Raw genomic sequence first — 20,686 nt, forward strand, 5'->3', positions numbered from 1 at the left:
GAAGTGAAACGATGCATCGCCGATGGTAGTGTGGGGTTTCCCCATGTGAGAGTAGGTCATCGTCAAGATTAAATTCCGAAACCCCAATTGCGAAAGCAATTGGGGTTTTGTTTTGCGCGCTCGAAAAGCCATGAGCATTTCCCTTGTAGATCGCAGTGCTAAATTTTTCCCTTTCTATGCAATCACCTTGCGCATGGCTATCATGCGTGCCTCATTGTGAGGCGATACTTGCATGTTGACGTTGTTGAAGCTTCTTAAAGATGGTCGATTTCATTCGGGCGAGGATCTCGGCACGGCCCTGGGGGTGAGTCGAAGTGCGGTGTGGAAACAGCTTCAGAATCTAGAGGTGGAGTTGAATCTACCTATACACAAGGTTCGAGGGCGAGGGTATAAGTTGGCGGTGCCGCTGTACCTGCTTGATGCTGAAGACATTGTTAAGCGTGCACCGCTCTTGGCCTGGCCTATCCATATATCAGAATCTATTGACTCAACTAACGCTGAAGCTCTTCGCTTGATTGCGGCTGGCCATTCAGCGCCTTTTCTGGTGCTCGCAGAGCGGCAATCGGCGGGGAGAGGCCGGCGGGGGCGCAAATGGGTGAGTCCGTTCGCACAAAATATCTATTACAGCCTAGTGCTGCGTATGGAGGGTGGACTGCGTCAATTAGAGGGGCTTAGCCTCGCGGTTGGCTTGGCTGTCATGCAGGCTTTGCGTGATTTTGGCGTGGATAGGGCTGGTTTGAAGTGGCCGAACGACGTTCTGGTGGACGGAAAGAAGATTGCTGGCATTTTACTGGAGCTGGTGGGAGATCCCGCGGATATCTGTCATGTAGTCTTGGGTATTGGCATCAATGTCAATATGCAAGACGTGACAGGTGTCGACCAGCAATGGACGTCCGTGCAGTTGGAGGCAGGGGGGGCTGTCAATCGTAATATTCTTATTGCTCAGCTTGGGATGCAGCTACAGCGCTACCTTAAATCCCACCAAGAATTTGGTTTTGTGGCTTTGCAGGAGGAATGGGAGCTGAATCATCTTTGGCAGGGGCGCTCGGTCACTCTCGTTGCGGGTGTCAACCAAATTCACGGGCATGTGCTGGGTATCGATAGTCAAGGGGCCTTGCGCTTGAGCGTGGCTGGCGTCGAAAAAACCTACAGTGGTGGTGAGCTAAGCCTGAGGTTGCGTGATGATTCTTGAGCTGGACTGTGGGAATAGCTTCATCAAATGGCGTGTTCTCGAGCCTATAAGTATATCAACCTACGCTGAGGGGGTGGTCGGATCGGACACGGCTCTAATTGAAGGTCTGGCAGCGGTTCCTGGTTTGATTCTGACGCATTGCCGACTAGTAAGTGTCCGTGCCGTAGAGGAGACCGATAAGCTCATCGATTCTCTCAAGCATGCCTTTGGCGTTACTGTCTCGGTGGCGGCGTCTGCGCGAGAAATGGCTGGAGTGCAAAATGGTTATGAGGAGTTCGAGCGTCTTGGCCTCGACCGTTGGTTGGCAATGCTGGGGGCATTCAAGTTAGCATCTCGAGCTTGCCTTGTGCTCGACTTCGGCACGGCGGCGACAGCAGATTACATTTCCAAGGGGGGCGAGCACATAGGAGGCTTTATCTGTCCCGGGATGCCGCTGATGCGGAATCAATTACGCACTCATACGCGCAAGATACGTTATGACGATATTGCTGCTGAGCGAGCTCACGAAAGCCTCTCGCCAGGGCGTACAACCGCGGAGGCTGTGGAGCGTGGTTGTACATTGATGTTGAGAGGATTCGTGTCGACGCAGCTGGAGCTAGCTCGCAGCTACTGGGGAGACGAATTCACTGTGTTTCTCACGGGGGGCGATGCAGAGTTAGTTGCTGACGCTGTCCCTGGCGCTCGGCTTGTACCAGACTTGGTTTTCGTTGGTTTGGCGATGGCGTGTCCCTTGCCTTAAGGTGTCCTGTCTATGCGTTGGCTTTTTCTGCTTCTGCTTGTTCTGAATGTCTTCTATTACATCTGGCATCAGCAAGAGGCGCCGTTGCGCGCCAAGGATGTTACGCCTCTTAATCTATATCGTGGCTCAGCCCAGGATATTCGACTGCTCAGCGAGTCCTCTGACGCGGCCGTTCGCCGGAATCCGGCCAGGGAGCCTGAGGCGCAGGATGCCTGTTTGTATATCGGTGGATTTGCTGATCAGCGCCAAGCACTGGCGTTGGAGCAGCGCCTCACTAGTTTAGATATAAAGGTCCGGGTACAGTCGTTGAAGGGGGCGGATGCCTCCCGCTACTGGCTAAGAATTGCCCCTGAAAGCCGGCGCCTGGCTGATGATCTGCCATTTGAAAACCTTGCTAGGGAATTCAATGAGTTAAAACATAAAATAATGTTGTGCGAAGGCGTTGCAACTGCCCAATAGTTTGAATAGAATGGCGCCCGCTTCGCAGTGAAGACTTTTAAGGTTTGCGGTGTGAAGCGGAGGTCGACGCTGCTAACCTCATATTTTTAAATGAGAAAGTTGTTGACAGAAGGCTGGCATGATGTAGAATGCCGGCTCGCTTAGGAGGGGTTCCCGAGCGGCCAAAGGGATCAGACTGTAAATCTGACGTCTACGACTTCGAAGGTTCGAATCCTTCCCCCTCCACCATTTTTAGCGTGAGCTGCAGGCTCCGCGGGTATAGTTTAGTGGTAGAACCTCAGCCTTCCAAGCTGATGATGCGGGTTCGATTCCCGCTACCCGCTCCATGTTTGTAGGTCGTGCAAAGTGTTTTGCTCTTGTAGCTCAGTTGGTAGAGCACACCCTTGGTAAGGGTGAGGTCAGCGGTTCAAATCCGCTCAAGAGCTCCATATAACAAGGCAGATATGAAAATATCTGCCTTTGTTTTAACGGCTGCCCTGATTTGCTGGTGTTTGCTTGGCTGTTTTGCCGGGTGTTTCCAGGTTTGGTAGGGTTGGTTGTTGTAAAGTCTTTTTCAGGCCTGCATAATGGTCGGCCTGATTTTGTTTTAGGTCAGTAGCTCAATTGGCAGAGCGACGGTCTCCAAAACCGTAGGTTGGGGGTTCGATTCCCTCCTGACCTGCCAGATTCGCGTGGTGTGTCTGGCTTTCTTTTCACAGGATCTTCATAGATGACTCCTAAGGCTGAAGCTCAAAGCTCTCGTTTCGATCTAGTCAAGTGGCTCGCTGTAGTTGCTCTGGTGGTCGTAGGCGTTGTTGGCAATCAGTACTATTCTGCTTCGCCGATCCTGTATCGAGTTCTTGCATTGCTCGCTCTTGCTGCTGTTGCTGCCTTTGTGGGTTTGCAGACTGCAAAGGGTAAGTCGTTTGCAGTCCTGGTGAAGGAAGCTCGCACCGAAATTCGTAAAGTCGTTTGGCCGACTCGCCAAGAAACCACGCAGACCACGCTGATTGTTGTGGCTGTCGTTCTCGTTATGGCGTTGCTGTTGTGGGGTCTTGATTCCCTGCTCGGTTGGCTTGTTTCCTTGATTGTTGGCTAAGGGTGTCCCGTGGCTAAGCGTTGGTACGTTGTGCATGCTTACTCGGGTTACGAGAAGCATGTTATGCGCTCTTTGCTGGAGCGCGTAAAGCTTGCAGGCATGGAAGATGGCTTCGGCGAAATTCTGGTTCCCACTGAAGAAGTGGTTGAAATGCGGAATGGTCAGAAGCGTAAAAGCGAACGCAAGTTCTTCCCTGGCTATGTGCTGGTTCAGATGGACATGAATGAGGGTACTTGGCATTTGGTCAAGGATACTCCTCGTGTCATGGGTTTTATCGGCGGTACTGCTGATAAGCCTGCGCCTATTACTGATAAAGAGGCAGAAGCGATTCTGCGTCGTGTTGCTGATGGTAGCGACAAGCCTAAGCCAAAGACGTTGTTCGAGCCGGGTGAGGTTGTTCGTGTCACTGATGGTCCGTTTGCTGATTTTAACGGTACTGTCGAAGAGGTTAACTACGAAAAGAGCCGGATCCAGGTGGCGGTGCTCATTTTCGGTCGCTCTACCCCGGTAGAGCTGGAGTTCAGTCAGGTCGAGAAGGTCTAGCTGAGCAAGAATCCCAACCCCGCAGTCTTAGGCTGTGGGGTTTTGTCGTCACTGGGATAAACGCGCAAGTAACCGGGGAGCCTTTCGAGGCGTCTGAACCCGTAATTGGAGTGCCTCATGGCCAAGAAGATTACCGCTTACATCAAGCTACAAGTAAAGGCCGCTCAGGCCAATCCTAGTCCACCTGTCGGCCCTGCTCTGGGTCAGCACGGCGTGAACATCATGGAATTCTGCAAGGCTTTCAACGCCCGTACTCAGGGTCTTGAACCAGGTCTGCCGACTCCAGTGATCATTACTGTGTACAGCGACCGTAGCTTCACTTTTGAAACCAAGTCGACTCCGGCTTCGGTTCTGCTGAAGAAAGCTGCTGGCCTGACCAGCGGCTCCGCTCGTCCTAACACTGTTAAGGTTGGCACCGTCACTCGTGCTCAGCTGGAAGAGATCGCGAAAACCAAAAACGCTGATCTGACCGCAGCTGATATGGATGCAGCCGTGCGTACCATCGCCGGTTCTGCTCGTAGCATGGGCCTTAACGTGGAGGGTGTGTAATGGCTAAGCTGACCAAGCGCCAAAAGGCTATCGCCGGCAAAATCGAAGCAGGCAAGTCCTACAACTTTGTAGACGCCGCCGCTCTGCTGACCGAGCTGTCGACTGTCAAGTTCAGCGAGTCCGTTGACGTTGCTGTGAATCTCGGCGTTGACCCACGTAAATCCGACCAGGTCGTTCGTAGCGCTACTGTGCTGCCACACGGCACTGGCAAGACTGTACGTGTAGCTGTCTTCACCCAGGGTCCTGCTGCTGAAGCTGCTCTGGCCGCCGGCGCTGATCGCGTTGGCATGGACGACCTGGCTGCCGAAATGAAAGGCGGCGACCTGAACTACGACGTAGTCATCGCTTCTCCTGATGCAATGCGTGTTGTAGGTCAGTTGGGTCAGATTCTGGGTCCACGTGGCCTGATGCCTAACCCAAAAGTCGGCACCGTAACTCCGGATGTAGCTACCGCGGTTAAGAACGCCAAAGCTGGTCAGGTTCGTTATCGCACCGACAAAAACGGCATCATTCACACATCCGTAGGCAAGGTTGGTTTCGACGCCGTCAAGCTGAAGGAAAACGTTGAAGCCCTGATCGCGGATCTGAAGCGTATCAAGCCAGCTTCTTCGAAAGGCATCTATGTCAAGCGCGTTACCCTGAGCACCACTATGGGCCCAGGTCTGGTCATCGACCAAGGTTCGCTGGACGTATAAGACACAAATTGGCGCACGCAATTGCGCCAATTAAAAAATTGGGGTCCCTGCCTGGCGGGGGCTATCCAAGACCGTAGGCGACGTAAGTCTTAAACCACAAGCCTACGCAGATGGTGCTCCCGGTTCCTTACCGAATCAGACACCAAAACGACATCCGGCTCCGGCCAGATGAAACGGTAACAAGCAGGAGTTAAACCCGTGGCAATTAATCTCGAAGACAAGAAGGCCATCGTCGCTGAAGTCAACGAGGCTGCCAAAGCTGCTCTGTCCGCTGTCGTGGCTGATGCCCGTGGTGTGACAGTAGGCGCTATGACCGGACTCCGTAAAGAGGCTCGTGAAGCTGGCGTATACGTACGTGTTGTACGTAACACACTGCTCAAGCGCGCTGTTGCTGACACTGAATACAGTGTTCTCAACGACGTGTTCACCGGCCCGACCTTGATTGCATTCTCCACCCAACATCCAGGCGCTGCTGCCCGTTTGTTCAAAGAGTTTGCTAAAGGTCAGGATAAGTTCGAGATCAAGGCAGCTGCGTTCGAGGGCAAGTACCTCGCAGCTAACCAAATCGACGTGCTGGCAACTCTGCCGACCCGTGACGAAGCAATCTCCCAGCTGATGAGCGTGATTCAAGGCGCTACCAGCAAATTGGCTCGTACTCTGGCGGCAATTCGCGACCAAAAAGAAGCTGCTGCAGCCTAAGGCTCTTCAACTTCTCGCGTTTTTTGTTTTTTTCGATGGTCGCGTAGGCCGTCCCCAATATCAGGAATTAGATTCATGTCTATCTCTCAGAACGATATCCTTGAAGCAGTTGGCAGCATGTCCGTAATGGAAGTTGTTGAGCTGATCAAAGCTTTCGAAGAAAAATTCGGTGTTACTGCTGCTGCTGCTTCCGCTGGCCCAGCTGCTGCTGCTGCCGTTGTTGAAGAGCAAACCGAATTCAACGTCATGCTGACCGAAGCTGGCGAGAAGAAAGTTAACGTGATCAAGGCAGTACGTGAACTGACCGGTCTGGGCCTGAAAGAAGCCAAGGCTGTAGTTGACGGCGCTCCTGCCATGGTTCTGGAAGCTGTTGCCAAAGACGCAGCTGACAAAGCCAAAGCAACTCTGGAAGAAGCAGGCGCTAAAGTCGAGCTGAAGTAAGCATCGACCTTGCGTCTCCAGCCCAAGCGTTAAGCTGAAGGCTGATGGCTGGTGGCTCTTGCCACCGGCCTTTTTCCGTTCTTGGATGTCGACTCGGTCGCCGCCATTAACGCGCTGTAGCCACCCGATGCGGTGGTGCAAACCATGGGGTTTGCAAGATTTTCTGGCTGCTCCCGTCGGAGGGGCCAAACAAGCAGGTGACCAAGCTGGGGAACGCTGATGGCTTACTCATATACTGAGAAAAAACGTATCCGCAAGGACTTTAGCAAGTTGCCGGACGTCATGGATGTCCCGTACCTTCTGGCTATCCAGCTGGATTCGTATCGTGAATTCTTGCAGGCGGGAGCGACCAAAGATCAGTTCCGCGACGTGGGCCTGCATGCGGCCTTCAAATCCGTTTTCCCGATCATCAGCTACTCCGGCAATGCTGCGCTGGAGTACGTGGGTTATCGCCTGGGCGAACCGGCATTTGATGTCAAAGAATGTGTGTTGCGTGGCGTTACGTACGCCGTACCTTTGCGGGTAAAAGTCCGTCTGATCATTTTCGACAAAGAATCGTCGAACAAAGCGATCAAGGACATCAAAGAGCAAGAAGTCTACATGGGCGAAATCCCATTGATGACTGAAAACGGTACCTTCGTTATCAACGGTACCGAGCGTGTTATCGTTTCCCAGCTGCACCGTTCCCCGGGCGTGTTCTTCGACCACGACCGCGGCAAGACGCACAGCTCCGGTAAGCTCTTGTACTCCGCGCGGATCATTCCGTACCGTGGTTCGTGGTTGGACTTCGAATTCGACCCTAAAGACTGCGTGTTCGTGCGTATCGACCGTCGTCGTAAATTGCCGGCTTCGGTACTGCTGCGTGCGCTCGGCTACACCACTGAGCAAGTGCTTGATGCCTTCTACACCACCAACGTATTCAGTCTGAAGGATGAAACCCTCAAGCTGGAACTGATCGCGTCGCGTCTGCGTGGTGAAATTGCCGTTCTGGATATCCAGGATGAAAAAGGCAAGGTTATTGTTGAAGCTGGCCGTCGTATCACTGCGCGCCATATCAATCAAATCGAAAAAGCCGGTATTACAGAGCTGGAAGTGCCTCTGGACTACGTCCTGGGTCGCACGACCGCCAAGGTTATCGTTCACCCAGCCACAGGCGAAATCCTGGCCGAGTGCAACACCGAGCTGAACACCGAGATCCTGGCCAAAATCGCCAAGGCTCAGGTCGTTCGCATCGAGACCTTGTATACCAACGATATCGACTGTGGTCCGTTCATCTCCGACACTCTGAAGATCGACTCCACCAGCAACCAATTGGAAGCGCTGGTCGAGATCTATCGCATGATGCGTCCTGGTGAGCCACCAACCAAAGACGCTGCCGAAACCCTGTTCAACAACCTGTTCTTCAGCCCTGAGCGTTACGACCTGTCTGCGGTCGGTCGGATGAAGTTCAACCGTCGTATCGGTCGTACCGAGATCGAAGGTTCGGGCGTGCTGTGCAAGGAAGATATCGTCGCGGTACTGAAGACTCTGGTCGACATCCGTAACGGCAAAGGCATCGTCGATGACATCGACCACCTGGGTAACCGTCGTGTTCGCTGCGTAGGCGAAATGGCCGAGAACCAGTTCCGCGTTGGCCTTGTACGTGTTGAGCGTGCGGTCAAAGAGCGTCTGTCGATGGCTGAAAGCGAAGGCCTGATGCCGCAAGACCTAATCAACGCTAAGCCAGTGGCCGCAGCGGTGAAAGAGTTCTTCGGCTCCAGCCAGCTTTCCCAGTTCATGGACCAGAACAACCCGCTCTCCGAGATCACCCACAAGCGCCGTGTTTCGGCACTGGGCCCGGGCGGTCTGACTCGTGAGCGTGCTGGCTTCGAAGTTCGTGACGTACACCCGACGCACTACGGTCGTGTTTGTCCGATCGAAACGCCGGAAGGTCCGAACATCGGTCTGATCAACTCCTTGGCCGCCTATGCGCGCACCAACCAATATGGTTTCCTCGAGAGCCCGTACCGTGTGGTGAAAGACGCTCTGGTCACCGACGAGATCGTGTTCCTGTCCGCCATCGAAGAAGCTGATCACGTGATCGCTCAGGCTTCGGCCACGATGAACGACAAGAAAGTCCTGATCGATGAGCTGGTAGCTGTTCGTCACTTGAACGAGTTCACCGTCAAGGCGCCGGAAGACGTCACCTTGATGGACGTTTCGCCGAAGCAGGTAGTTTCGGTTGCAGCGTCCCTGATTCCGTTCCTGGAGCACGATGACGCCAACCGCGCATTGATGGGTTCCAACATGCAGCGTCAGGCTGTACCAACCCTGCGCGCTGACAAGCCGCTGGTAGGTACCGGCATGGAGCGCAACGTAGCGCGTGACTCCGGCGTTTGCGTCGTGGCGCGTCGTGGCGGTGTAATCGATTCCGTTGATGCTAGCCGTATTGTGGTTCGTGTTGCCGATGACGAAGTTGAAACTGGCGAAGCCGGTGTCGACATCTACAACCTGACCAAATACACCCGCTCGAACCAGAACACCTGCATCAACCAGCGTCCGCTGGTGAGCAAGGGTGATCGTGTTCAGCGCAGCGACATCATGGCCGACGGCCCGTCCACCGATATGGGTGAACTGGCGCTGGGTCAGAACATGCGCATCGCCTTCATGGCGTGGAACGGCTTCAACTTCGAAGACTCCATCTGCCTGTCCGAGCGTGTTGTTCAAGAAGATCGCTTCACCACGATCCACATTCAGGAACTGACCTGTGTGGCGCGTGACACCAAGCTTGGGCCTGAGGAAATCACTGCAGACATCCCGAACGTGGGTGAGGCTGCACTGAACAAGCTGGACGAAGCCGGTATCGTTTACGTAGGCGCTGAAGTTGGTGCAGGCGACATTCTGGTTGGTAAGGTTACTCCGAAAGGCGAGACCCAACTGACGCCAGAAGAGAAGCTGCTGCGTGCCATCTTCGGTGAAAAAGCCAGCGACGTTAAAGACACTTCCTTGCGCGTGCCTACCGGTACCAAGGGTACTGTCATCGACGTACAGGTCTTCACCCGTGACGGCGTTGAGCGTGATGCTCGTGCTCTGTCCATTGAGAAGACCCAACTCGACGAGATCCGTAAGGATCTGAACGAAGAGTTCCGTATCGTTGAAGGCGCGACCTTCGAACGTCTGCGCTCCGCTTTGGTAGGTCACAAAGCTGAAGGCGGCGCCGGTCTGAAGAAAGGTCAAGACATCACTGATGAAGTCCTCGACGGTCTTGAGCACGGCCAGTGGTTCAAACTGCGTATGGCTGAAGATGCTTTGAACGAGCAGCTCGAGAAGGCCCAGGCCTACATCGTTGATCGTCGCCGTCTGCTGGATGACAAGTTCGAAGATAAGAAGCGCAAACTGCAGCAGGGCGATGACCTGGCTCCAGGTGTGCTGAAAATCGTCAAGGTTTACCTGGCAATCCGCCGTCGCATCCAGCCGGGCGACAAGATGGCCGGTCGTCACGGTAACAAAGGTGTGGTCTCCGTGATCATGCCGGTTGAAGACATGCCGCACGATGCCAATGGCACCCCGGTCGATGTGGTCCTCAACCCGCTGGGCGTACCTTCGCGTATGAACGTTGGTCAGATCCTCGAAACTCACCTGGGCCTCGCGGCTAAAGGTCTGGGCGAGAAGATCAACCGTATGATCGAAGAGCAGCGCAAGGTTGCTGACCTGCGTAAGTTCTTGCACGAGATCTACAACGAGATCGGCGGTCGCAACGAAGAGCTGGACACCTTCTCCGATCAGGAAATCCTGGATCTGGCGAAGAACCTGCGCGGCGGCGTTCCAATGGCTACCCCGGTGTTCGACGGTGCCAAGGAAAGCGAAATCAAGGCCATGCTGAAACTGGCTGACCTGCCGGAAAGTGGCCAGATGCAGCTGTTCGACGGCCGTACCGGTAACAAGTTCGAGCGCCCGGTTACTGTTGGCTACATGTACATGCTGAAGCTGAACCACTTGGTAGACGACAAGATGCACGCCCGTTCTACCGGATCGTACAGCCTCGTTACCCAGCAGCCGCTGGGTGGTAAGGCTCAGTTCGGTGGTCAGCGTTTCGGGGAGATGGAGGTCTGGGCACTGGAAGCATACGGTGCTGCTTACACTCTGCAAGAAATGCTCACAGTGAAGTCGGACGATGTGAACGGTCGGACCAAGATGTACAAAAACATCGTGGACGGCGATCACCGTATGGAGCCGGGCATGCCCGAGTCTTTCAACGTGTTGATCAAAGAAATTCGTTCCCTCGGCATCGATATCGATCTGGAAACCGAATAACACGTGACGCGAATCGAGAGCGTGGCAGTGATGCCCGCTCTCTGCTCCGCCAGGAGGAAAGGCCTTGAAAGACCTACTGAATTTGCTGAAAAACCAGGGTCAAGTCGAAGAGTTCGACGCCATCCGTATTGGATTGGCATCGCCTGAGATGATCCGTTCGTGGTCGTTCGGTGAAGTTAAAAAGCCGGAAACCATCAACTACCGTACGTTCAAACCTGAGCGTGACGGTCTGTTCTGCGCCAAGATCTTTGGCCCGGTAAAAGATTACGAGTGCCTGTGCGGTAAGTACAAGCGCTTGAAGCACCGCGGTGTGATCTGCGAGAAGTGCGGCGTTGAGGTTGCGCTGGCCAAGGTTCGTCGTGAGCGCATGGCGCACATCGAACTGGCTTCGCCGGTTGCCCACATCTGGTTCCTGAAATCGCTGCCGTCCCGTATCGGCTTGCTGATGGACATGACCCTGCGTGATATCGAGCGCGTTCTCTACTTCGAGAGCTATGTCGTTATCGATCCAGGCATGACCACCCTTGAAAAAGGTCAGTTGCTGAACGATGAGCAGTACTTCGAAGCGCTGGAAGAGTTCGGCGATGATTTCGATGCTCGCATGGGTGCCGAAGCTGTACGCGAACTGCTGCACGCTATCGACCTGGAGCACGAGATTGGCCGTCTGCGCGAAGAAATTCCGCAAACCAACTCCGAAACCAAGATCAAGAAGCTGTCCAAGCGTCTGAAGTTGATGGAGGCCTTCCAAGGTTCAGGCAACTTGCCAGAATGGATGGTGTTGACCGTTCTGCCGGTTCTGCCGCCAGACCTGCGTCCGCTGGTACCGTTGGATGGTGGTCGTTTCGCAACGTCCGACCTCAACGACCTGTACCGTCGCGTGATCAACCGTAACAACCGCTTGAAACGCTTGCTCGATTTGTCCGCTCCGGACATCATCGTGCGCAACGAAAAGCGTATGTTGCAGGAAGCTGTCGATGCATTGCTCGACAACGGTCGTCGTGGCCGCGCTATCACCGGTTCGAACAAGCGTCCTTTGAAATCCCTGGCTGACATGATCAAGGGTAAGCAAGGTCGTTTCCGTCAGAACTTGCTCGGTAAGCGTGTTGACTACTCCGGTCGTTCGGTAATTACCGTAGGCCCGACCCTGCGTCTGCACCAGTGCGGTCTGCCTAAGAAAATGGCGCTTGAACTATTCAAGCCGTTCATCTTCGGCAAGCTGGAAATGCGCGGTCTCGCAACCACCATCAAAGCGGCCAAGAAAATGGTCGAGCGCGAACTGCCAGAGGTTTGGGACGTTCTCGCTGAAGTGATTCGCGAACACCCGGTTCTCCTCAACCGTGCACCGACCCTTCACCGTCTGGGTATCCAGGCGTTTGAACCGGTACTGATCGAAGGTAAGGCTATCCAGCTGCACCCCCTGGTCTGTGCTGCGTACAACGCCGACTTCGACGGCGACCAAATGGCCGTGCACGTACCGCTGACCCTGGAAGCCCAGTTGGAAGCGCGTGCGTTGATGATGTCGACCAACAACATTCTGTCGCCAGCCAACGGTGAGCCAATCATCGTTCCGTCGCAGGACGTTGTATTGGGTCTGTACTACATGACGCGTGAAGCGATCAACGCCAAAGGCGAAGGTCGTGTGTTCGCTGACCTGCAGGAAGTTGACCGTGTGTTCCGTGCCGGCGAAGCCGCACTGCACGCCAAGGTTAAAGTGCGGATCAACGAAACCGTCAACGACCGTGATGGCGGCAGCGTGACCAATACCCGTATCGTCGACACCACTGTCGGCCGTGCGCTGTTGTATCAGGTTGTGCCAAAAGGTCTGTCGTACGATGTCGTCAACCTGCCAATGAAGAAAAAGGCGATCTCCAAGCTGATCAACCAGTGCTACCGCGTGGTTGGCTTGAAAGAGACCGTTATCTTCGCTGACCAGTTGATGTACACCGGTTTTGCTTATTCGACCATTTCCGGCGTTTCCATCGGTGTTAACGACTTCGTTATCCCGGATGAAAAAGCCCGCATCATCGGTGCAGCCACCGACGAAGTGAAAGAGATCGAAAGCCAGTACGCCTCCGGCCTGGTAACCCAGGGCGAGAAGTACAACAAGGTGATCGACCTTTGGTCCAAGGCCAACGATGAAGTTTCCAAGGCGATGATGGCCAACCTCTCGAAAGAGAAAGTCATCGACCGTCACGGCGACGAAGTTGACCAGGAGTCCTTCAACTCGATGTACATGATGGCCGACTCGGGCGCACGGGGTTCTGCTGCGCAGATCCGTCAGCTCGCCGGTATGCGTGGTCTGATGGCCAAGCCGGACGGTTCCATCATCGAAACGCCGATTACCGCGAACTTCCGTGAAGGGTTGAGTGTACTTCAGTACTTCATCTCCACTCACGGTGCTCGTAAAGGTCTGGCGGATACCGCGTTGAAAACCGCTAACTCCGGTTACCTGACTCGTCGTCTGGTAGACGTTGCACAAGATCTTGTTGTAACCGAGATCGATTGCGGCACCGAGCACGGCCTGCTGATGACTCCGCACATTGAAGGCGGTGACGTTGTAGAACCGTTGGGTGAGCGCGTATTGGGTCGTGTTATTGCCCGTGACGTATTCAAGCCAGGTACCGAGGAAGTTATCGTTCCTGCCGGCACTCTGGTAGATGAGAAGTGGGTTGAGTTCATCGAGCTCAACAGCATCGACGAAGTGATTGTTCGGTCGCCGATCAGCTGCGAAACCCGCTACGGCATTTGCGCCAAGTGCTATGGCCGTGACTTGGCTCGTGGTCACCAGGTGAACATCGGTGAAGCGGTCGGCGTTATCGCTGCCCAGTCCATCGGTGAGCCGGGTACTCAGTTGACCATGCGTACGTTCCACATTGGTGGTGCGGCAAGCCGGACCTCCGCGGCTGACAGTGTTCAGGTGAAGAATGGCGGTACTGTCCGCCTGCATAACCTCAAGCACGTTGAGCGAGTGGATGGTCACCTGGTTGCGGTGTCCCGTTCCGGTGAGCTGGCAATCGCTGATGACTACGGTCGTGAACGTGAGCGTTACAAGCTGCCGTACGGTGCTGTGATTTCGGTTAAAGAAGGTGACAAGGTCGACGCTGGCGCAATCGTGGCCAAGTGGGATCCGCACACTCACCCAATCGTTACCGAAATGAAAGGTACCGTGACCTACGTGGGTATGGAAGAAGGCATCACGATCAAGCGTCAGACTGACGAATTGACCGGTATGACCAACATTGAAGTACTTGACGCGAAAGACCGTCCAGCTGCCGGTAAAGATATCCGTCCAGCCGTGAAGATGGTCGATGACAACGGCAAGGATCTGTTGCTGCCAGGCACTGACGTAATCGCTCAGTATTTCCTGCCAGCAAACGCCCTCGTCGGTGTGGCTGACGGCGCTAAGATCGCGATCGGTGATGTTATCGCGCGTATCCCGCAAGAAACTTCGAAGACTCGCGACATCACCGGTGGTCTGCCGCGTGTTGCCGACTTGTTCGAAGCTCGTCGTCCGAAAGAGGCGTCGATTCTGGCTGAAGTCAGCGGCACCATCGCGTTCGGTAAAGAGACCAAAGGCAAGCGCCGTCTGGTCATTACCCCGAACGACGGTAGTGATCCATATGAGGAGCTGATTCCGAAGTGGCGTCACCTGAACGTGTTCGAAGGCGAGCAGGTAAACCGCGGCGAAGTTATCTCCGACGGTCCAAGCGATCCACATGACATCTTGCGTCTGCTGGGTGTAAGTGCGCTGGCCAAGTACATCGTGAACGAGATCCAGGACGTTTACCGTCTGCAGGGCGTGAAGATCAACGATAAGCACATCGAGACCATCCTGCGTCAGATGCTGCGTAAAGTTGAAATCGCTGAATCCGGCGATTCCAGTTTCATCAAGGGCGACCAGATGGAACTGACTCATGTGCTGGTGGAAAACGAGCGTCTGGCGAACGAAGATAAGTTCGTTTCCAAGTTCACTCGCGTACTGCTGGGTATCACCAAGGCCTCGTTGTCCACTGAGTCGTTTATCTCGGCGGCCTCCTTCCAGGAGACCACCCGCGTACTGACCGAAGCAGCGGTAACCGGCAAGCGCGACTACCTGCGCGGTCTGAAAGAAAACGTGGTTGTGGGTCGTTTGATCCCAGCCGGTACCGGTTTGGCTTATCACAGCGAGCGCAAGCGTCGTCGTGATGCCGACAAGCCGTTGCGCGTAAGCGCCAGTGAAGTGGAAGCTGCACTGACCGAAGCGCTGAACTCAAGCGGTAACTGAGTTCTGCGATAGATGAGTCTAGGCCCTGACAGCTCCGTTCGTCGGATTGAGGCAATTTTGCTTCAGTTCGATGGGTGGGGAGGTCGGGGCCTTGCCTTGACTGGGGGCAAGATCCTCTTTAGACTCTTGTACCCCTAAATTTGGCGGGAATTCGTTCCTGCCATTTTGCTTTTCTTGCAAGACAATAGCGTCGCAAGACAACAGTGGAGCTAGTAGATGGCAACTATCAACCAGCTGGTACGTCAGCCGCGTAAGCGTATCGTCGAGAAATCCGACGTGCCTGCGCTGCAGAACTGCCCGCAACGTCGTGGCGTATGCACTCGTGTGTATACCACTACGCCGAAAAAACCTAACTCGGCACTGCGTAAAGTATGCCGTGTGCGTCTGACCAACGGTTTCGAGGTTTCCTCGTACATCGGCGGTGAAGGCCACAACCTTCAAGAGCACAGCGTGGTACTGATCCGCGGCGGTCGTGTAAAAGACTTGCCAGGTGTTCGTTACCACACCGTACGCGGTTCCTTGGATACTTCCGGCGTTAAGGGTCGTAACCAGGGTCGTTCGAAGTACGGTACCAAGAAGCCTAAGTAGTAGCGGCTTTTTGCAAACCTGAATCATCTTATTTTCTGAGTCGATAAGAGTAAGGTCGGAGGCGTCCCGAAAGGGCACCGATTCCGAGCGAACCTGAAGACCGTTTGAGGGCTTATCCATGCCAAGAAGACGCGTAGCAGCCAAGCGCGAAGTGCTTGACGATCCAAAATACGGAAGCCAAATTCTGGCCAAGTTCATGAACCACGTAATGGAAAGCGGCAAGAAAGCCGTTGCCGAGCGTATCGTTTATGGCGCGCTGGAAAAGGTTAAAGAACGCAAGAACAGCGACCCCCTGGAAATCTTCGAGAAAGCTCTCGACGCCATCGCTCCGCTGGTCGAAGTGAAGTCGCGCCGTGTAGGCGGTGCTACTTACCAGGTTCCGGTTGAAGTTCGTCCGTCCCGTCGTAACGCTCTGGCAATGCGCTGGTTGGTAGACTTCGCCCGTAAGCGTGGCGAGAAGTCTATGGCTCTGCGTTTGGCCGGCGAACTGTTGGACGCTGCTGAAGGTAAAGGTGCTGCTGTTAAGAAGCGTGAAGACGTGCACCGTATGGCTGAAGCCAACAAAGCTTTCTCGCACTACCGCTTCTAATTTTAGCTTCACTAATTTTGCGAGGGCTTTATGGCTCGTACTACTCCGATTAGCCGCTACCGTAACATCGGTATCGTCGCACACGTGGATGCTGGTAAAACCACCACCACTGAGCGCGTACTGTTTTACACCGGCAAAAGTCACAAAATGGGCGAGGTGCATGACGGCGCCGCGACCACAGACTGGATGGTTCAGGAGCAGGAGCGTGGTATTACCATTACTTCTGCTGCTATTACCGCCTTCTGGAAAGGTTCTGAGAAGCAGTACAAAGACGAGCATCGCTTCAACGTAATCGATACCCCGGGCCACGTGGACTTCACCATTGAAGTTGAGCGTTCCCTGCGTGTGCTCGACGGCGCTGTCGTTGTGTTCTGCGGTACTTCGGGTGTTGAGCCTCAGTCGGAAACTGTATGGCGTCAAGCCAACAAATACGGCGTGCCGCGTCTTGTTTACGTAAACAAGATGGACCGTGCTGGTGCCAACTTCCTGCGCGTGATCGGTCAGATCAAGCAGCGTTTGGGTCACACTCCGGTGCCGATCCAGTTGGCTATCGGTTCCGAAGATAACTTCCAGGGTCAGATTGATCTGATCAACATGGAAGCTGTCTACTGGAACGATGCCGACAAGGGTATGGTTCCTGTTCGTAAGCCTATCCCTGCTGAATTGCAGGAACTGGCTGATGAGTGGCGCAACAACATGGTCGAGGCTGCTGCCGAAGCCAGCGAAGAACTGATGAACAAGTACCTCGAAGGTGAAGAACTCACCAACGTGGAAATCAAGGCCGCTCTTCGTCAGCGTACTATCGCTGGTGAGATCGTCTTGGCTGTTTGTGGTTCTTCCTTCAAGAATAAGGGTGTTCCCCTGGTTCTCGACGCCGTTATCGACTTCTTGCCTGCCCCTACTGACATTCCTGCTATCAAGGGTACTAACCCTGATAACGAGGAAGAAGAGATGGAGCGTCACGCTGACGACAGCGAGCCGTTCTCGGCTCTGGCGTTCAAGATCGCTACCGACCCATTCGTGGGTACTTTGACCTTTGTCCGCGTTTACTCGGGCGTGTTGGCGTCCGGCGACGGCGTGATCAACTCGGTTAAAGGCAAGAAAGAGCGTGTGGGCCGTATGGTGCAGATGCACGCAAACGCCCGTGAAGAGATCAAGGAAGTTCGCGCTGGCGACATCGCGGCCCTGATCGGCATGAAGGATGTCACCACTGGTGAAACTTTGTGCGACGCTGCTAAGCCAATCATCCTGGTTCGCATGGACTTCCCGGAGCCGGTTATCTCGGTTGCGGTAGAGCCTAAGACCAAGGATGACCAGGAAAAAATGGGTATCGCTCTGGGCAAGCTTGCTCAGGAAGATCCATCTTTCCGCGTCAAGACTGATGAAGAGACTGGTCAAACGATCATCTCCGGCATGGGCGAGCTGCACCTGGACATCCTGGTAGACCGGATGCGCCGTGAGTTCAACGTCGAAGCCAACATCGGTAAGCCTCAGGTTTCCTATCGTGAGCGCATCACGAAGAACTGTGAAATCGAAGGCAAATTCGTTCGGCAGTCCGGCGGTCGTGGTCAATTCGGTCACTGCTGGATCCGTTTTGCACCTGCTGACGAAGGTCAGGAAGGTCTGCAATTCGTGAACGAAGTAGTAGGTGGTGTTGTTCCTAAGGAATACATCCCTGCTATCCAGAAGGGTATCGAGGAGCAGATGAAGAACGGTGTTGTTGCCGGCTATCCGCTGATCGGCCTGAAAGCAACCGTTTTTGACGGTTCTTACCACGACGTCGACTCCAACGAGATGGCGTTTAAGGTGGCTGCTTCCATGGCAACCAAGCAACTGGCCCAGAAGGGCGGTGGTGAGTTGCTTGAGCCAATCATGGCGGTAGAAGTTGTTACACCTGAAGACTATATGGGTGATGTCATGGGCGACCTTAACCGTCGTCGCGGCATGATCTTGGGTATGGAAGATACGGTTTCCGGCAAAGTGATTCGCGCCGAGGTTCCGTTGGGTGAGATGTTCGGTTATGCGACCGACGTTCGTTCCATGTCTCAGGGTCGCGCAAGCTACTCTATGGAATTCAAAAAATACAACACAGCTCCGGCGCACATCGCTGAAACTGTATCCAAAAAACAAGGCTGATTCAGTCCTTTAGGCAAGGAGTTAATTGTCGTGGCTAAAGAAAAATTTGATCGTTCCCTACCGCACGTAAACGTTGGCACCATCGGCCACGTTGACCACGGTAAAACCACTCTGACCGCTGCTCTGACTCGCGTCTGCTCCGAAGTTTTCGGTTCGGCCGTAGTTGAATTCGACAAGATCGACAGCGCTCCAGAAGAAAAAGCTCGTGGTATTACCATCAACACCGCGCACGTTGAGTACAACTCGACTATTCGTCACTACGCTCACGTTGACTGCCCAGGTCACGCTGACTATGTGAAGAACATGATCACCGGTGCTGCCCAGATGGACGGCGCGATCCTGGTTTGCTCGGCCGCTGATGGTCCGATGCCACAAACCCGTGAGCACATCCTGCTGTCCCGTCAGGTAGGCGTTCCGTACATCGTGGTTTTCCTGAACAAGGCTGACCTGGTAGACGACGCTGAGCTGCTGGAACTGGTTGAGATGGAAGTGCGCGATCTGCTGAGCACTTACGACTTCCCAGGCGACGACACTCCGATCATCATCGGTTCTGCTCGTATGGCTCTGGAAGGCAAAGACGACAACGAAATGGGCACCACTGCCGTTCGTAAGCTGGTTGAAACTCTGGATACCTACATCCCAGAGCCAGTTCGTCTGACCGACAAGCCGTTCCTGATGCCAATCGAAGACGTATTCTCGATCTCCGGTCGTGGTACCGTTGTGACTGGTCGTATCGAGCGCGGTATCGTTCGCGTTCAGGATCCACTGGAAATCGTTGGTCTGCGTGACACCACCGTCACCACCTGCACCGGTGTTGAGATGTTCCGTAAGCTGCTCGACGAAGGTCGTGCTGGCGAGAACTGCGGTGTTCTGCTGCGTGGTACCAAGCGTGACGACGTTGAGCGTGGTCAGGTTCTGGTTAAGCCGGGTTCGGTTAAGCCGCACACCAAGTTCACTGCAGAAGTTTACGTTCTGAGCAAGGAAGAAGGCGGCCGTCACACTCCGTTCTTCAAAGGCTACCGTCCACAGTTCTACTTCCGTACTACTGACGTGACCGGTAACTGCGAATTGCCAGAAGGCGTTGAAATGGTAATGCCAGGCGATAACATTCAGATGACTGTTACCCTGATCAAAACCATCGCAATGGAAGACGGTCTGCGCTTCGCTATCCGTGAAGGCGGCCGTACCGTTGGTGCTGGCGTTGTAGCTAAAATCATCGAGTAAGCTCTTTTAGAGTTTGCTTTGATGCTTTGAAAAAGCCCCCGCTCAGCGGGGGCTTTTTTATTGGGTTGACACCTATCGGGGCCGTCTATAGAATTGCGCCTCCTTTTAACGGGCGTATTGCGCTCGGTGGGAATAGCAGCCGGAGTCTGAAATCCAATGCAAAATCAGCAAATCCGTATCAGGTTGAAGGCTTTTGACCATCGCCTGATCGACCAATCCACCCAGGAAATCGTGGAAACCGCGAAACGTACTGGTGCTCAAGTGCGTGGTCCAATTCCACTGCCTACCCGTAAAGAGCGGTTCACCGTTCTGGTCTCTCCGCACGTCAACAAAGACGCGCGTGACCAGTACGAGATCCGTACTCATAAGCGCGTACTGGACATCGTCCAGCCAACGGATAAAACCGTTGATGCTCTTATGAAGCTCGATCTGGCGGCCGGTGTGGAAGTACAGATCAGCCTCGGCTAAGACTTGGGTCTTAGTCGTGTAACGCTCTGAAATGGGCGGCCATAGCGGGTGAAAGCCCCGTACACTCATGAGGTTTACAACATGACTATTGGTGTAGTCGGTCGTAAATGCGGTATGACCCGTATTTTCACCGAAGAAGGTGTCTCCATTCCGGTCACGGTCATTGAGATCGAGCCGAATCGCGTCACCCAGTTCAAAACTGAAGAAACCGATGGCTATCGTGCAGTGCAAGTCACTGTAGGCGAGCGTCGTGCTTCGCGCGTGACTGCTGCTCAAGCAGGTCACTTCGCTAAAGCGAACGTTGCAGCTGGTCGTACTGTTATGGAGTTCCGTCTTGAAGATGGCGACTACCAGGCTGGCGATCTGATCAACGCTGAAATCTTCGCTGCTGGTCAACTGGTTGATGTAACCGGTCAGTCCAAAGGTAAAGGCTTCCAGGGTACGATCAAGCGTTGGAATTTCCGTGGCCAAGACAACACTCACGGTAACTCCGTCTCCCACCGCGTCCCGGGCTCTATTGGCCAGTGCCAGACTCCTGGTCGTGTATTCAAGGGCAAGAAAATGTCCGGTCATATGGGCGCTGAGCGCGTGACCGTGCAGTCCCTCGAAGTAGTGCGCGTCGACGCTGAACGCAATCTGTTGTTGGTCAAGGGTGCTGTTCCTGGCGCTACTGGCGGCAACCTGGTTGTACGTCCAGCGGCCAAGGCTCGCGGTTAAGGGGAAGCTGAC

17 protein-coding genes and 4 tRNA genes are annotated in these 20,686 nt (G+C 54.3%); all 21 read left to right on the forward strand.

Annotated elements, in window-relative coordinates; all coding sequences use genetic code 11:
- Nucleotides 1–232: 232 nt before the first annotated feature.
- The 21 genes from birA (at nt 233) to rplC (ending at nt 20,674) form a co-directional block, all read left to right on the forward strand.
- On the forward strand, nt 233–1,192 hold the full coding sequence (gene birA, locus ABX75_RS24940; protein WP_034115260.1) for a bifunctional biotin--[acetyl-CoA-carboxylase] ligase/biotin operon repressor BirA: 960 nt from the start codon (nt 233–235) through the stop codon (nt 1,190–1,192).
- Entirely contained in the window at nt 1,182–1,931 is a 750-nt protein-coding gene (locus ABX75_RS24945; protein WP_034101005.1) for a pantothenate kinase, read from the forward strand. The genes birA and ABX75_RS24945 overlap by 11 nt, the downstream gene beginning before the upstream one ends.
- A 12-nt stretch (nt 1,932–1,943) precedes the next feature.
- Complete coding sequence (locus ABX75_RS24950) at nt 1,944–2,390, forward strand: hypothetical protein (RefSeq protein WP_034101004.1); 447 nt, start codon at nt 1,944–1,946, stop codon at nt 2,388–2,390.
- A gap of 143 nt (nt 2,391–2,533) precedes the next feature.
- Nucleotides 2,534–2,618, forward strand: a tRNA-Tyr gene (locus tag ABX75_RS24955).
- 24 nt (nt 2,619–2,642) lie between these two features.
- A tRNA-Gly gene (locus ABX75_RS24960) sits at nt 2,643–2,716 on the forward strand.
- A 26-nt stretch (nt 2,717–2,742) separates the two neighbouring features.
- Nucleotides 2,743–2,818: transfer RNA gene (locus tag ABX75_RS24965), tRNA-Thr, on the forward strand.
- 160 nt (nt 2,819–2,978) lie between these two features.
- Nucleotides 2,979–3,054, forward strand: a tRNA-Trp gene (locus tag ABX75_RS24970).
- Nucleotides 3,055–3,099: 45 nt separating this feature from the next.
- A complete protein-coding gene (gene secE / locus ABX75_RS24975) occupies nt 3,100–3,468 on the forward strand; it encodes a preprotein translocase subunit SecE (protein WP_003194658.1) in 369 nt (122 codons plus the stop codon).
- 9 nt (nt 3,469–3,477) lie between these two features.
- Nucleotides 3,478–4,011: a transcription termination/antitermination protein NusG gene (gene nusG, locus ABX75_RS24980; RefSeq protein WP_003176436.1), complete on the forward strand. Its 534-nt coding sequence runs from the start codon at nt 3,478–3,480 to the stop codon at nt 4,009–4,011.
- A 117-nt stretch (nt 4,012–4,128) separates the two neighbouring features.
- A complete protein-coding gene (rplK, locus tag ABX75_RS24985) occupies nt 4,129–4,560 on the forward strand; it encodes a 50S ribosomal protein L11 (RefSeq protein WP_003176435.1) in 432 nt (143 codons plus the stop codon).
- The gene (gene rplA / locus ABX75_RS24990; RefSeq protein WP_003176434.1) at nt 4,560–5,255 is read left to right on the forward strand and encodes a 50S ribosomal protein L1; all 696 of its coding nucleotides are present in this window, start codon (nt 4,560–4,562) and stop codon (nt 5,253–5,255) included. Before rplK ends, rplA begins: the two co-directional genes overlap by 1 nt.
- A gap of 198 nt (nt 5,256–5,453) precedes the next feature.
- Nucleotides 5,454–5,954, forward strand: a complete 501-nt coding sequence (gene rplJ, locus ABX75_RS24995; protein WP_034101003.1) for a 50S ribosomal protein L10 — start codon at nt 5,454–5,456, stop codon at nt 5,952–5,954.
- Between the two features lie 75 nt (nt 5,955–6,029).
- Nucleotides 6,030–6,395: a 50S ribosomal protein L7/L12 gene (gene rplL / locus ABX75_RS25000; RefSeq protein WP_034101001.1), complete on the forward strand. Its 366-nt coding sequence runs from the start codon at nt 6,030–6,032 to the stop codon at nt 6,393–6,395.
- Between the two features lie 219 nt (nt 6,396–6,614).
- A complete protein-coding gene (rpoB, locus tag ABX75_RS25005; protein ID WP_034101000.1) occupies nt 6,615–10,688 on the forward strand; it encodes a DNA-directed RNA polymerase subunit beta in 4,074 nt (1,357 codons plus the stop codon).
- A 64-nt stretch (nt 10,689–10,752) separates the two neighbouring features.
- Complete coding sequence (gene rpoC, locus ABX75_RS25010; protein WP_034100999.1) at nt 10,753–14,952, forward strand: DNA-directed RNA polymerase subunit beta'; 4,200 nt, start codon at nt 10,753–10,755, stop codon at nt 14,950–14,952.
- A 216-nt stretch (nt 14,953–15,168) separates the two neighbouring features.
- Nucleotides 15,169–15,540, forward strand: a complete 372-nt coding sequence (gene rpsL / locus ABX75_RS25015; protein WP_002555494.1) for a 30S ribosomal protein S12 — start codon at nt 15,169–15,171, stop codon at nt 15,538–15,540.
- A gap of 118 nt (nt 15,541–15,658) precedes the next feature.
- On the forward strand, nt 15,659–16,129 hold the full coding sequence (rpsG, locus tag ABX75_RS25020) for a 30S ribosomal protein S7 (protein ID WP_002555493.1): 471 nt from the start codon (nt 15,659–15,661) through the stop codon (nt 16,127–16,129).
- Between the two features lie 30 nt (nt 16,130–16,159).
- Nucleotides 16,160–18,265, forward strand: a complete 2,106-nt coding sequence (gene fusA, locus ABX75_RS25025) for an elongation factor G (RefSeq protein ID WP_034100998.1) — start codon at nt 16,160–16,162, stop codon at nt 18,263–18,265.
- 30 nt (nt 18,266–18,295) lie between these two features.
- On the forward strand, nt 18,296–19,489 hold the full coding sequence (gene tuf / locus ABX75_RS25030) for an elongation factor Tu (protein WP_008374172.1): 1,194 nt from the start codon (nt 18,296–18,298) through the stop codon (nt 19,487–19,489).
- A 156-nt stretch (nt 19,490–19,645) separates the two neighbouring features.
- Nucleotides 19,646–19,957 (forward strand): 30S ribosomal protein S10, encoded by a 312-nt coding sequence (rpsJ, locus tag ABX75_RS25035; protein WP_003186070.1) that lies wholly within the window; start codon nt 19,646–19,648, stop codon nt 19,955–19,957.
- Between the two features lie 81 nt (nt 19,958–20,038).
- Nucleotides 20,039–20,674, forward strand: a complete 636-nt coding sequence (rplC, locus tag ABX75_RS25040; RefSeq protein WP_003194649.1) for a 50S ribosomal protein L3 — start codon at nt 20,039–20,041, stop codon at nt 20,672–20,674.
- Nucleotides 20,675–20,686 lie beyond the last annotated feature (12 nt).

Origin of the sequence: Pseudomonas sp. ARP3, from assembly GCF_001029595.1 — a bacterium.
Classification (GTDB): Bacteria; Pseudomonadota; Gammaproteobacteria; order Pseudomonadales; family Pseudomonadaceae; genus Aquipseudomonas; species Aquipseudomonas rhodesiae.

Bases quoted from the DNA above. Each gene is read 5' to 3' on its own strand.
- birA (WP_034115260.1), top strand. From the start codon at position 233: ATGTTGACGTTGTTGAAGCTTCTTAAAGATGGTCGATTTCATTCGGGC.
- ABX75_RS24945 (WP_034101005.1), top strand. From the start codon at position 1,182: ATGATTCTTGAGCTGGACTGTGGGAATAGCTTCATCAAATGGCGTGTT.
- ABX75_RS24950 (WP_034101004.1), top strand. From the start codon at position 1,944: ATGCGTTGGCTTTTTCTGCTTCTGCTTGTTCTGAATGTCTTCTATTAC.
- secE (WP_003194658.1), top strand. From the start codon at position 3,100: ATGACTCCTAAGGCTGAAGCTCAAAGCTCTCGTTTCGATCTAGTCAAG.
- rplK (WP_003176435.1), top strand. From the start codon at position 4,129: ATGGCCAAGAAGATTACCGCTTACATCAAGCTACAAGTAAAGGCCGCT.
- rplA (WP_003176434.1), top strand. From the start codon at position 4,560: ATGGCTAAGCTGACCAAGCGCCAAAAGGCTATCGCCGGCAAAATCGAA.
- rplL (WP_034101001.1), top strand. From the start codon at position 6,030: ATGTCTATCTCTCAGAACGATATCCTTGAAGCAGTTGGCAGCATGTCC.
- rpoB (WP_034101000.1), top strand. From the start codon at position 6,615: ATGGCTTACTCATATACTGAGAAAAAACGTATCCGCAAGGACTTTAGC.
- rpsL (WP_002555494.1), top strand. From the start codon at position 15,169: ATGGCAACTATCAACCAGCTGGTACGTCAGCCGCGTAAGCGTATCGTC.
- rpsG (WP_002555493.1), top strand. From the start codon at position 15,659: ATGCCAAGAAGACGCGTAGCAGCCAAGCGCGAAGTGCTTGACGATCCA.
- fusA (WP_034100998.1), top strand. From the start codon at position 16,160: ATGGCTCGTACTACTCCGATTAGCCGCTACCGTAACATCGGTATCGTC.
- rpsJ (WP_003186070.1), top strand. From the start codon at position 19,646: ATGCAAAATCAGCAAATCCGTATCAGGTTGAAGGCTTTTGACCATCGC.
- rplC (WP_003194649.1), top strand. From the start codon at position 20,039: ATGACTATTGGTGTAGTCGGTCGTAAATGCGGTATGACCCGTATTTTC.